Source organism: Bacillus sp. GM2 (assembly GCF_056155945.1).
The window spans coordinates 1,551,867-1,564,692 of the sequence record NZ_JBRKSZ010000007.1; the positions used below are offsets into that span (position 1 = coordinate 1,551,867).

11 protein-coding genes and 1 pseudogene are annotated in these 12,826 nt (G+C 40.8%); all 12 read left to right on the top strand.

From position 1 onward, the window contains the following. The first annotated feature begins 84 nt into the window (after positions 1 to 84). The 12 genes and pseudogenes from ACVC9U_RS08850 (at position 85) to ACVC9U_RS08905 (ending at position 12,726) form a co-directional block, all read left to right on the top strand. Positions 85 to 1,081, top strand: a pseudogene (locus tag ACVC9U_RS08850) (TRAP transporter substrate-binding protein). 46 nt (positions 1,082 to 1,127) lie between these two features. After that, entirely contained in the window at positions 1,128 to 1,643 is a 516-nt protein-coding gene (locus tag ACVC9U_RS08855; RefSeq protein WP_075754659.1) for a TRAP transporter small permease, read from the top strand. Between the two features lie 39 nt (positions 1,644 to 1,682). Next, positions 1,683 to 2,978 carry a TRAP transporter large permease gene (locus ACVC9U_RS08860; protein ID WP_075754657.1) on the top strand — a complete coding sequence of 432 codons (1,296 nt, stop codon included), beginning with the start codon at positions 1,683 to 1,685 and terminating at the stop codon, positions 2,976 to 2,978. Between the two features lie 19 nt (positions 2,979 to 2,997). Further along, positions 2,998 to 5,406 (top strand): glycoside hydrolase family 31 protein, encoded by a 2,409-nt coding sequence (locus ACVC9U_RS08865; RefSeq protein WP_075754655.1) that lies wholly within the window; start codon positions 2,998 to 3,000, stop codon positions 5,404 to 5,406. Between the two features lie 223 nt (positions 5,407 to 5,629). Then, on the top strand, positions 5,630 to 6,700 hold the full coding sequence (uxuA, locus tag ACVC9U_RS08870; RefSeq protein WP_075754653.1) for a mannonate dehydratase: 1,071 nt from the start codon (positions 5,630 to 5,632) through the stop codon (positions 6,698 to 6,700). Between the two features lie 37 nt (positions 6,701 to 6,737). Then, positions 6,738 to 7,589, top strand: a complete 852-nt coding sequence (locus tag ACVC9U_RS08875) for an SDR family oxidoreductase (RefSeq protein WP_075754651.1) — start codon at positions 6,738 to 6,740, stop codon at positions 7,587 to 7,589. A gap of 280 nt (positions 7,590 to 7,869) precedes the next feature. Next, a complete protein-coding gene (locus ACVC9U_RS08880) occupies positions 7,870 to 8,244 on the top strand; it encodes a GntR family transcriptional regulator (RefSeq protein WP_020451666.1) in 375 nt (124 codons plus the stop codon). A 2-nt stretch (positions 8,245 to 8,246) separates the two neighbouring features. Then, positions 8,247 to 9,125, top strand: a complete 879-nt coding sequence (locus ACVC9U_RS08885) for an ABC transporter ATP-binding protein (RefSeq protein WP_069500524.1) — start codon at positions 8,247 to 8,249, stop codon at positions 9,123 to 9,125. Further along, entirely contained in the window at positions 9,109 to 9,765 is a 657-nt protein-coding gene (locus tag ACVC9U_RS08890; protein WP_441390632.1) for an ABC-2 transporter permease, read from the top strand. Before ACVC9U_RS08885 ends, ACVC9U_RS08890 begins: the two co-directional genes overlap by 17 nt. 305 nt (positions 9,766 to 10,070) lie before the next feature. Then, positions 10,071 to 12,014 (top strand): mannose transport/utilization transcriptional regulator ManR, encoded by a 1,944-nt coding sequence (gene manR / locus ACVC9U_RS08895; protein ID WP_003182388.1) that lies wholly within the window; start codon positions 10,071 to 10,073, stop codon positions 12,012 to 12,014. 114 nt (positions 12,015 to 12,128) lie between these two features. Next, a complete protein-coding gene (locus ACVC9U_RS08900; protein ID WP_003182387.1) occupies positions 12,129 to 12,401 on the top strand; it encodes a DUF3986 family protein in 273 nt (90 codons plus the stop codon). A 145-nt stretch (positions 12,402 to 12,546) separates the two neighbouring features. Further along, positions 12,547 to 12,726, top strand: coding sequence for a hypothetical protein (locus tag ACVC9U_RS08905; protein WP_003182385.1), 180 nt, complete (start codon positions 12,547 to 12,549; stop codon positions 12,724 to 12,726). Positions 12,727 to 12,826 lie beyond the last annotated feature (100 nt).

A 12,826-nucleotide genomic window follows, 5' to 3' on the forward strand; every position in this document is an offset into this window, starting at 1 on the left:
AAAATATGGCGATGAAAGAAAACATGAATCGCAATCAATCATTGGTTAGAAAGCAACGGTTATGAGATTCAAGGAGGGTAGTTCATGAGAAAAATGCTATCCGTGTTTTTTGTATGCGCTTTAATCTTTGGAATGCTTACGGGGTGTAAAAGCAGCGATGTAATAGGCGTCGATAAAACCGTAACGTTACCATAATGAGGAACACCCCATCCACAAGTCTTTACTCAAATTTTCAAAAGACGTAGAAAAGAAAACCAATGGCACCGTTAAAGTGCAAGTGTATCCAAATGCTCAGCTCGGTTCAGAACGTGAAGTGATTGAATTGACACAGACCGGGGCTGTCGATCTGGCTAAAGTAAGTGCAAGCGCTTTAGAAAGTTTTTCAGAGGTCTACTCCATCTTCAGCTTGCCTTATTTATTTGACAGCAAACATCATTTCTATGAAGCCATGGACAGTGATATTGCAAAAGAAATGTATGATACAACGAAAAACATAGGGTTTATTGGATTAACCTACTATGATGCCGGTTCGCGGAACTTTTACACAAAGAACAAACCGATTATGCACCCAAATGACCTTAAAGGTTTAAAAATTCGTGTGCAGCCGAGTGCTACAGCGATTCGAATGGTGGAACTCATGGGTGGAGCACCTACTCCAATGGCTTATGGAGAAGTATATACAGCATTGCAGTCAAGTGTAATCGATGGCACCGAAAACAACGAAATGGCTTTAACAAGCAGCAATCACGGGGACGTGGCAAAAGAATATTCATACTCAGAACATGCGATCGTTCCGGATATTTTGATCATGAATTTGGACAAAAAGGATCAATTAAGCGAAGAGCAGCAGAATGCGGTGATCGAAGCGGCGAAAGAGTCTACTGAGTATCACAAAATCGTTTGGGCTGAAGAAACTGAAAATGCGGTTGAGAAAGCAAAGGAAATGGGAGTGAAGTTCCACAAGCCAGACAAGACTCCATTCCGGGATGCGGTAAGCCCGCTTCACGATGAGTTTGCCAAAAAAGAATTGATCGGAAAATACTATAAAGAAATTCGTGCGAAAGCTAAAAAAGTAAAATAACTCTGGATGAGCGAATCGAATATTTTTCGATAAGGGAGGGATGTATATGCTCACTTTAAAAAAAGCGGTGGATAAAACGATTGAATGTTTGACTTGCACACTAATGGCAGTCATGGTTTTTGTTGCGATATGGCAAGTATTTACGCGATATGTACTGAATTCTCCTAGTACGTTTTCAGAAGAATTTTTACGCTATTCATTGATATGGATTTCTATGTTGGGTGGTGCCTATGCATTTTGGAAAAAAAAGCACTTGGCCATTGAATTTATCGTTCGAAAACTTCCAATAAAAGCAGCTGTTTTCCTTCATACTTTCATTCAGATTCTCTTGATTGCTTTTGCTCTGATTGTGATGGTGATGGGAGGATCAAAAGCAGTGATCACCACAATGGGGCAATCTTCAGCAGCATTAGGGATACCGGTGGGATTTGTTTATCTATCACTTCCTGTTGCAGGCATACTCATCATTGGATACAGCTTGGCCGGTTTATATGAATCTTTACATGAATTCAATTCAAAACAAAAGTCAGGTGATGATGTAAAAAAAGCAGAAAAGATGTGACTAAGGCTTTTTGAAAACTAAAAAAAGAGGTGAAATGATATGACCATAGCAGCAGGTCTCATTTTATCGGCAGTATTCTTCATATTATTGTTTCTCGGCGTTCCGATTTCCGTAAGTATTGCGGCGGCGTCCATTGTAACAATGCTTACCATTTTTCCTTTTGATGTTGCCATTTTCACTTCGGCGCAAAAAATGGTAACTGGAATCGACAGCTTTTCTTTATTAGCGGTACCGTTCTTCATTTTATCAGGCATTATTATGAATAATGGCGGTATTGCAATGCGGCTCATTAACGTCGCAAAATTGATCAGCGGCAGGCTGCCTGGTTCTCTGGCCCATACAAATGTTATCGGAAACATGTTATTCGGATCGATTTCCGGTTCGTCTGTAGCTGCTGCTGCTGCAATCGGCGGGGTCATGTCGCCGCTCCAAGAAAAAGAAGGATATGACCGGACTTACTCTGCCGCAGTAAACATTGCTTCTGCACCAACTGGTTTGCTTATTCCGCCTAGCGGTCTTTTGATCATTTTCTCATTAGTCAGCGGCGGAACATCTGTAGCCGCTTTATTTATGGCGGGCTATTTGCCCGGAATTTTGTGGGGGCTGGCTACGATGGTTGTCGCCTGTATAATTGCAAAAAAGAAAAAGTATCCTGTTGCGCCAAAGATTACGATGAGTCAAGGTTTTAAAGTACTTCTCGATGCGATTCCAAGCCTGTTGCTCATTGTAATCGTAATCGGGGGTATTATCGCCGGCATATTTACAGCAACTGAAGGTGCAGCAATAGCGGTGGCTTATTCCTTATTGTTATCACACTTTTATAGGACATTGAAATGGAAACAGCTCCCCCAAATGCTGCTGGAAACGGTCGAAATCACAGCTGTTATTATGTTTTTGGTTGGGACTTCAACAATGCTGTCATTGGTCATGGCGTTTACAGGCATACCGGCGGCAATCAGCAATGGAATGCTAGGGATTACAGATAACCCCATTTTGATCCTGCTGATGATGAATATCATCTTATTAATAATCGGTACATTTATGGACATCACTCCGGCTGTTTTAATTTTTACTCCAATCTTTCTGCCAATTGTTCAAAGCTTTGGCATGGATCCGGTGCATTTTGGAATTATGATTGTATTTAACCTTTGTATCGGCAATATCACTCCACCTGTGGGAAGTGCTCTGTTTGTGGGATGCAGCATAGGTAAAGTTGATATTGAACGAGTGGTTAAACCGATTCTGCCATTTTACGCTGCGATCATGATTGTCCTTTTAATTGTTACCTACATTCCACAAATCAGCTTAATGCTGCCTCAATTATTTGGACTTTAAGACAGGAGGCGTCTGTTTAATGTCAATTAAAGAAACCTACATGTTTACATTTATAAAAGAAGAGAAAAATGTGCTGCATTTTCATTTAAATGACGGCCATGCACAAGCAAAAATATTCATTCTTGAAGAAGATATGATTCGGATTTTGCTGACAGAGGGAGAAGCGTTAACGCTTGAAAAAACGTGGAGTGTCGCGCCTGGACAGATCGATGTGCCATGGGAGGGCCGCCATCGTTTAGACATGAGCGGATTTACATTGCCTCAATACGAATTTCAGCAAGTCAAAGATGTTTTTATCGTAAAAACCGGCAAGATCAAGCTTCATGTTCAATTGAACGGTTTTAAGATCAGCTGGTTTTATCACAGTGGTTCTGAATGGATCAATGTTGCAAACGATCGGCAAACACAAGGGTATAATTTTGAAGGGGCTTTTGGAAAGGGCGTATACCATTATTTACAACGCGATTTCCAGGAACAATATTTTGGATTTGGCGAGAAAACGGGAAACATCGATAAACACGGGAAACGCTACCGGATGTTAAATATCGATGCGATGGGGTATGACGCAGAGCGGTCAGATCCGCTATACAAACATATCCCATTTTATATTACACGCCATAAGAAAACAGGCATCTCCTATGGAATTTTCTATGATAATCTATCAGCTTCCATTTTTGATATGGGTTCAGAGCTTGATAACTATCATGGACTGTACCGCTATTATCAGGCCGAAAAAGGGGATTTAGACTACTACTTCATAGCCGGTCCGAAAATAAAAGATGTAGTCGAAACATTCTCTTGGCTGACAGGCAAAACGATCTTGCCGCCAAAATGGAGCCTGGGCTATTCAGGCTCTACGATGAGCTATACCGATGCTCCAAATGCACAAGAACAATTAAAAAATTTCGTTCATCTTTGTGAAGAACATGATATGTTATGCGATTCGTTTCAGTTATCGTCAGGATACACATCTATCGGTGACAAACGTTATGTCTTTAACTGGGATGAGAGCAAAATTCCTGCTCCAAAAGAGATGGTGCAACAATTCCATGAGAAGGGCGTGCGTTTATGCGCCAACATTAAACCGTGTTTGCTAAAGGATCATCCGTACTTTGATGAACTAAAAGAAAAAGAAATGTTTATCGTAAACAGAGAAACACAAAAACCGGTGATGGCTCAATTTTGGGATGATATCGGGGCTTATTTAGACTTCACGAATCACCAAACGTTCGACTGGTGGAAGGCTCAAGTGACAGAAAAGCTGTTGGAATACGGAATTGATTCAACCTGGAACGACAATAACGAGTTTGAAATATGGAGTCAAAACGCCAAGTGTCACGGCTTCGGCAAAGAAGTGGAATTTGAATTGATCCGCGCGCTTCACCCGCTTTTGATGATGAAAGCGTCTTTCGAGGCGCAGCTAGAACACAACCCGGAATTACGCCCGTATCTGATCTCAAGATCCGGCTGTCCCGGCATGCACCGTTATGCACAAACTTGGACCGGTGACAACCGAACAAGCTGGAAAACATTAAAATTTAATATTCAAACTGGCATCGGTTTAAGTTTATCAGGCATTTACAATTTCGGCCATGATGTCGGGGGATTTTCTGGACCGGCCCCTGAACCGGAGCTATTCGTAAGATGGGTGCAAAACGGCATCATGCATCCGAGATTTACCATTCATTCGTGGAACGATGACGGGACAGTTAATGAACCATGGATGTTTCCTGAAACAATCGATGAAATCCGTGAACTCATTAAGTTTAGACATAAGATCATCCCTTACATTTACACCGCGCTGTATGAGGCGCACGAACATTATCAGCCGATCATTCGACCGACATTTTATGATTTTGAACATGATGAGAAAACATTTGAAGAAAACGATGAATTTATACTTGGTGAATCTTTGCTGGTTGCATCTGTCGTCAAAAAAGGAATGACGGAGCGGGAGGTGTATTTACCGAACCATGAAAAAGGCTGGTACGATTTCCATACGGGAACTTGGTATGAAGGAGGAAAGACAGTCGTTCTGCCGGCACCATTACATTATACTCCGCTATTAGCGAAAGCGGGAGCGATCGTTCCGGTAAATGATGCAAAAGTGACATTCCAAACAAAGAACCAAGATGAAAGAGGATTTTTGTTATTCCCATTCAAAGGAAAAGGAAAATCAACTTATCGTTTGTATGAAGATGATGGGTTAACAAATGAATATACTTATACATTTGCCTTTATTCATGTCGATATGGAAACAACAGAAGACGGGATCAAACTTTCAATACAAAAGGAAGGAACATACGAGTTACCGTATGATCAACTCACTTTTCACGTACCAAATGGAGAAAAGAGAAAACTGATCGTAAATGGCACAGAGCTGGAAAGCAAGAACGGAGAGTTTTCTTACAGTTTGCCGTGTGGTTAAAAGATTAAGGCCACATGATGATAATGTTTTCCATTACTCGAGGCAAGAATCTTTGTCCGCGGTTACATCCCGGCAAGCTACATGAATAATTATCACGAAAATTATGTAAGGGAATACTAATCAGCAAATTCTTTTTTAGAAAATCGGTCCAATATATTGTTATTGTCATGCGAAATGATGGCATCGAATGTTAAATAAAAAGAGGGAAGAGGATGGGAGAACCATGCAAATGACGTTTCGATGGTATGGAGACAGCGATCCGGTCACATTAGAGTATATTCGCCAAATTCCCGGCGTTACTGGAATTGTTTCGGCTATTTATGATATTCCTGTAGGGGAAGCCTGGCCTTATGAGAAAATTGCGGAATTAAAAGAAAAAATTGAAAATCATGGTTTATCGTTAAGTGTCATTGAAAGTGTACCTGTCCATGAAGATATTAAATTAGGTCTTCCGACAAGAGATCAATATATTGAAAACTATAAAACGACGATACGCAACTTGGCAAAAGCGGGTGTTAAAATCGTTTGTTATAATTTCATGCCTGTCTTTGACTGGACTCGTTCTTCTTTAGACTATGCACTAGAAGACGGTTCTACAGCATTAATTTATGAAGAAGAAAAAGTTAAACAAATGAACCCTTTGCATGGTGAACTAAAACTTCCCGGTTGGGACACAAGCTATGAAGATGGACAGCTAAAGAATCTTTTTCAACAATACCAGCACGTTACAGAAGAGGATTTATGGGGAAATCTTTCGTATTTTATTAAAGCGGTTATACCGGCGGCAGAAGATGAACAAGTCAAAATGGCGATTCACCCGGATGATCCGCCATGGCCTATCTTTGGACTGCCCCGAATCATAACGAACAAAGAGAATTTGGAGCGATTGATTAATCTCTATGACAGCTCCTTTAACGGTTTGTGTTTATGCAGCGGGTCGCTGGGGGTGAATTCAACAAATGATATTCCCGCATTGATTCGTTATTTCGGAAAAAAAGGAAAAGTCAACTTTGTGCATCTGAGAAACATTAAGATCATCGGGGAAAAGTCATTTCAAGAATCCTCCCACCGTTCAGAAGACGGTTCTTTAGATATGTATGAAATCGTAAGAGCATTAAGAGATATTGATTTTGCCGGGCCAGCCAGACCGGATCATGGGAGAATGATTTGGGGAGAGACCGGAAAACCGGGTTATGGTTTATATGACCGGGCGCTGGGTGCAGTGTATTTAAATGGAATGTGGGAAACATTGACGAAAGAAAAGAAGCGGATCGCCTTGGAATGCAATAAATGAACAAGCACTAACTAAAATGCAGAGACGGGGGATGAATGTGCAGATACCTTTTCATGTCAACTTGAAAGGTAAGGTGGCTGTAGTGACAGGTGGAGGCGGCATTTTATGCAGCTGTTTCGCTAAAGCATTAGCTCAATGCGGTGCAAAAGTAGCAGTAGTCAGCCGAAGAGCTGAATCGGCTGACAGCGTAGCGAAAGAGATCCAAGCAAACGGAGGCGAAGCACTTGCCCTTACAGCAAACGTCCTTGATAAACAAAGCCTTGAACAAGCAAAACATCTCATTAACAGAACATTCGGCAGATGCAATATCCTAATTAACGGTGCAGGCGGCAACCATCCAAAGGGAACAACAGATAAAGAATATTTATATAAAAAAGACTTGAATACTAAAGAATTGACTACGTTTTTTGATTTAGAAATAGAAGGTGTAAGGTCTGTATTTGATTTAAACTTTCTTGGCACACTGTTAACCACTCAAGTATTTGCAAAAGACATGGCTGATCACGACGGAAATGTGATCGTTAACATCTCATCCATGAACGCCTATACGCCGCTTACGAAAATTCCCGCCTACAGCGGTGCAAAAGCGGCCGTCAGTAACTTTACACAATGGCTTGCTGTGCATATGTCAAAAGTCGGTATTCGTGTCAATGCCATTGCCCCAGGCTTTTTTCTTACCGCCCAAAATAGGAGCCTATTGCTCAATGACGACGGAACGTATACGGAGCGAGCACAAAAAATTATCAACCAGACGCCGTTGGATAGATTTGGGGTTCCGGAAGATCTAATCGGAACATTATTATGGTTGGTAAGCGATAAAGCCTCGGGATTTGTCACTGGAACCATCATACCGGTCGATGGAGGGTTCTCCGCCTATTCTGGAGTATAACTAAGAGGATTTGCTCCAAAAAGCTGATTTTCAACACTGATAAAAATCCCAATTTCTCTGTGTCACATTGAGAAATTGGGATTTATTCATTCAATTTTTCCTTTTTACAGGCAAGAAGATAAACAACATTGTTGTATGATCTGCTTCCTTATTTCTTCAATTGCTACGTAATACAAAACCATTGCAATTGATATGCATTGTTTTGTTATTGTTTGACAAAGGTGTTATAACTGTTTATATTGTATATATACAGTTATAACGAATAGAGGGATGTCATGCATTGAATATCATCATTTCAAATTCATCTGATGAACCGATTTATTTGCAGATCGTCAACCAATTAAAAGATCAAATCGTCAAGGGAGAACTCTCGGAGTCAGAGGCGCTCCCATCGATCAGAAACCTGGCCAAAGAGCTTAAAATCAGCGTAATTACAACAAAAAGAGCCTACGACGAGCTGGAGAGAGAAGGGTTTATCGTCACAGTTGCAGGAAAGGGCTCGTATGTCGCAGCCATCAACAAAGACGTGCTTCGAGAAACAAAAGTCAAATTGATCGAAGAACACATAGCAGAAGCCGTCACTGAAGCGAAACAAATCGGCTTTACATACGAAGAACTCCAAGAGATGCTCAAACTGGTTTATGAGGAGTGGTAAAAGTGACCAGCATACTGGAATTAAAGAATGTAACAAAACACTATCAAGATTTCTCTTTAAAAAACATCAACTTCTCGCTTGAGAAAGGTTATATTATGGGTTTTATCGGCCCGAACGGAGCCGGAAAAAGCACGACCATCAAGCTGATCATGAACCTGATCAAAAAAAACGAAGGGAACATCAGCATTTTCGGTCTCGACAATGAAAAACACAATATCGAAATCAAGCAGAGAATCGGCTTTGTATACGATGAAAATCATTTTTACGAAGAACTGACACCAAACGAAATGAAAGGAATCATCAGACCGTTTTACAAAAAGTGGGACGAAGCTGTTTTTCAGCGGTACGCAAAAGACTTCCAGCTCCCTTTAAACAAACAGATCAAAAACTTGTCAAAAGGGATGAAGATGAAATTCTCATTGGCGGTCGCGCTTTCCCATCATGCCGAATTATTGATCATGGATGAACCGACATCAGGACTGGATCCGCTTGTCAGGTCCGAACTCCTCGACGTGCTGCAAACATTGCTGCAGGACGAGAACAAGTCGATTTTCTTTTCGACGCATATTACCTCTGATTTAGAAAAAGTAGCGGACTATATTACTTTCATTCATAACGGCCGGCTCGTGCTGAGCAAGACAAAGGATGAGCTGTTGGAGGAGTACTGCATTGTGAAAGGAGACCTCGATACGCTGCGCAAAGGGAACGAAGACGCCTTAATCGGCATCAAGAAAAACCGCTATGGTTTTGAAGCGCTCTCCAGAGATAAGCGGGAAGTCGTTCAGCATTTCGGGGATTCCGTCATGATAGAAAAACCCACTTTGGAAGATATTTTGGTATTTTCAACCGGCAGGAGTGATCATCGTGTATCATCTAATTAAAAAAGATATTTTAATGCAGAAAAGGGCAATGAAGCTATCGCTGTTATTGATGATTTTTTTCACTTTTACATTGTCGCAGCTTGAGCTTGTCGGATATACGGTCGCTGTATTGGCTGTCACGTACCAGCTGGCATTAGGCGCAAGCTCCTTGGAAGACAAAAACAACAGTGACAAAATCCTGATCAGCTTGCCTATTAAAAGAAACATCATCGTATTATCGAAATATGTATCGGTTTATGTCTATGCGGCTTATGCCATTCTCTTCTATTCTTTGATCAATGCGGTCGGACATTTGCTGCACTTGCCGCTTGATTTCCCATTGACATTTTCAGGAGCGATGGGTGCTGTTATGGCTGTCACTTTATTTAGCTCGATCTCATTTCCGCTGATTTTTAAGTACGGCTATTTGAAGTCCAAAATGGCGAATATCCTCATATTTTTCTTCATTATTTTTGGAGGAACAGCCTTTTTTAAATTTATAGACGCGGACGAGAACCTTGCATTGAGCCAAAAATTAACGGCTTTTCTGAGCGGAATGTCAAATGCGGGTACATTCATCCTTTTGGTTGGTGTACTGCTCGTGATGATCTCCGTTTCATACGCGATATCGCTCAGCTTTTATAATAAAAGAGAATTTTAATGTTTAAGGATCGGCGGGAGCAGCACCGTTGATCCTTTTTCCGTTGCTCAGAACCGTGCGGCTGTTTTCATTCTGCCGTCTGCTTTTCTCTTTCCCCTCACTATCATCTATTATAAAAAATTCCTATAAAAGAAAAATTTCCGAGTTGATTAAAAGCATTTTTTCCGGAAGTTTCGGTAAAAAACGAAACTTTTGGCCCTTTTATTTCACTGTATAATGTAAACGGTTACGTATATAGTATACTTATACTAACATTTCTTTTAAGTGAAACTGACGGGAAGGATAGAAAAACAGGTGAGAGAGATATGAATACGAGGCAAAAAGACATTCTGAATCTGTTGTTATCTGAACCTGATGACTATTTAGTCGTACAAGATTTCGCAGACAGGGTAAAGTGTTCTGAAAAAACGATCAGAAATGATCTGAAAACGATTGAAGACTATCTCAATCAGCATTCTGATGCTCAATTAATTCGCAAACCGGGATTGGGCGTTTATTTGAATATTGAAGATCAAGAAAGAGTCCGTTTAAGCCGGCAATTATATACCGAACATCACGCCGCACAGCAGCTACCCGATGAAGAAAGAATGCTGCAAATCGCTTATCAGCTATTAATGAATCCAAAGCCGGTTTCTGCAAAAGAAATGGCTGCCGAGCATTTCTTGAATAAGTCTTCCATCAAAAGGGATTTGAATAAAATTGACGTTTGGCTGAAGCGGTTTGGCCTCACACTGGTATCCAAGCAGCGCCTCGGTTTAAAGATCGAAGGAAGTGAAAAAAATAAGAGAAAAGCGCTGGCGCGCATCTCGGAGTTGATTGACAACCCGGAGTTTACAAGCCGATTTATTAAAAGTAAATTTTTAAGCCATGAAGTGGAATTTGTTAAAAGTGAGATCAGATCATTGCAAAGGCGGCATTCTTTATATTTCACTGATGAAACGTTCGAAAATTTACTGTTGCATACATTGCTGATGATCCGCCGCATCAAAATGAAACAGCCGATCACCATTTCGCCGGGGGAAATCGATGCAGTCAAAAAGAAAAAAGAATTTCAGTGGACGTTTGCCTGTTTAAAACGGCTGGAAGCTGTTTTTGCGATCCGCTTTCCTGAAGAAGAGGCCGTCTATTTAACATTGCATATATTAGGCGGAAAAGTTCGCTACCCATTTGGAAAAGAAGGGGACAGCGGACTGGAAAACCCTTTGCTTCCAAAGGTTGTCGAATATTTAATCAATCGCGTATCAGAGTTGAAAATGATGGATTTCCGCGAGGACCGGGTTTTGATCAATGGATTGAAAGTTCACCTTAATACCGTTTTAAACCGGCTGAGCTATGACCTTTCCGTATCAAATCCGATGCTCAATGATATCAAAAAAATGTACCCTTATCTGTTTCATATTGTCATTGATGCTCTTGAAGACATCAACCAAACGTTTTCACTTTCGATTCCCGAGGAAGAAGCCGCCTATCTGACATTGCATTTCCAAGCGGCGATCGAGCGCTTCAGCTATGGAAAAGACAAGCATAAAAAAGCGATCATCGTTTGTCATATGGGCATCGGAATGTCACAGCTGCTGCGGACAAAAATCGAACGGAAATTCCACCAAATTGCCGTGATGGACTGCATCGCGAAAGCAGATTTGGCGGACTATACTGCAAGATATAAAGATATCGAGCTTGTCATATCAACGGTCAGCCTGGAGGATTTATCAATTCCTCATATTGTTGTATCACCGCTGCTCGAGTCGGCTGATGAGAAAAAGCTCAGCGACTTTATGGATCAGCTCGGTGAATCGACCCGCCAAAAACAAAAAACGTTTAAAGTGCTGAACGACACGACTCCTTTTCTCGTTTTCTTGCAGCAAGAGTCAGAACACCGCTACAAGCTGATTGAACAGCTGGCAATCGCTTTATACGAGAAAGGCTATGTGGAAAAAGAATATGCCGTACACGCCGTCTTGAGAGAGAAAATGTCGGCGACAAACATCGGAGCGGGCATCGCGATTCCCCACGCGAACGCCAAATTGATTAAACAATCAGCCATTGCGATCGCCACATTAAAGGAGCCGCTTGACTGGGGCTCTGAAAAAGTATCGCTCGTCTTTATGCTGGCTGTCAAACATGAGGATCAAAACATGACAAAACAATTGTTCCAAGAGCTGTCCAGCTTAAGCGAGCAGCCGGCCTTCATCCAAAAGCTGACGAAAGAAACAAATGTGATGAAGTTCTTATCTTATTTGGATTATTAAAAGCGGGGCGCTGACCTTTATCAAAATTCAATTAGAAGGCCTTTATCACTTCATTTCCACCGTGCCGCCCAACTGAAAAAACATCATATCTTTTTCTAAAGGTAGGGTTTCCTAATGAATTATGATGAAGCACAACATCTACATATTAGTTACAATAAAAAGGGATTAGATCTTGAAGCGGTAGGATTAAAACGCCTAGATATCGATGTGTGGGACGTGTATTTTAACTTTCAGGATCATGGGATAGATGAGCCACCTTTGAGTTTTTCAAAAATCGATCCATTCGGTTGCAATATACTTTCAATAACAAGCAAAGATTTAAAGATTAATGAGGCTACTCAATACTTCGAACTTTGGATTAAACATGAGTTATATAAAGATCTCTAATTTATAGCTCCCCACTGAAAAAGAAGTGGAGTTTTATAGTGCAAGTAGACCGTTGAGAAAGAATAAACACATTAGCAATAGGGAAAGGAGCATTCCAAAAAATGAAACACAATCATTAGGATGATGATATAATCAATAGAAAGGGATGGACGAATTGGATAATCAAGTTTTGCAAGCGATCTACGAAATGCAAAAGGAAATGAAAGAAGACTTCAAAAGCGTAAACGAGCGGTTAGATACAATCAACAAAACATTAACACGCATAGAGGAAAACGATCCTGAAAAAGTCATATCCATGCTTAAACTAATCAATAAGAAACATTGAACGTGATCATAGATACAACGACAAGAAGTTCTCTGAGCTTGAAAGAAGGATTCATGAGTTAGAGGAACGATTAAATAATTATTCTGTATTATAAAAAGAA

What these genes read in the sequence shown, in the direction of transcription:
- manR (WP_003182388.1), top strand. Translation starts at nt 10,071, where the DNA reads ATGAATACGAGGCAAAAAGACATTCTGAATCTGTTGTTATCTGAACCT.
- ACVC9U_RS08860 (WP_075754657.1), top strand. Translation starts at nt 1,683, where the DNA reads ATGACCATAGCAGCAGGTCTCATTTTATCGGCAGTATTCTTCATATTA.
- ACVC9U_RS08900 (WP_003182387.1), top strand. Translation starts at nt 12,129, where the DNA reads ATGAATTATGATGAAGCACAACATCTACATATTAGTTACAATAAAAAG.
- uxuA (WP_075754653.1), top strand. Translation starts at nt 5,630, where the DNA reads ATGCAAATGACGTTTCGATGGTATGGAGACAGCGATCCGGTCACATTA.
- ACVC9U_RS08865 (WP_075754655.1), top strand. Translation starts at nt 2,998, where the DNA reads ATGTCAATTAAAGAAACCTACATGTTTACATTTATAAAAGAAGAGAAA.
- ACVC9U_RS08905 (WP_003182385.1), top strand. Translation starts at nt 12,547, where the DNA reads ATGGACGAATTGGATAATCAAGTTTTGCAAGCGATCTACGAAATGCAA.
- ACVC9U_RS08855 (WP_075754659.1), top strand. Translation starts at nt 1,128, where the DNA reads ATGCTCACTTTAAAAAAAGCGGTGGATAAAACGATTGAATGTTTGACT.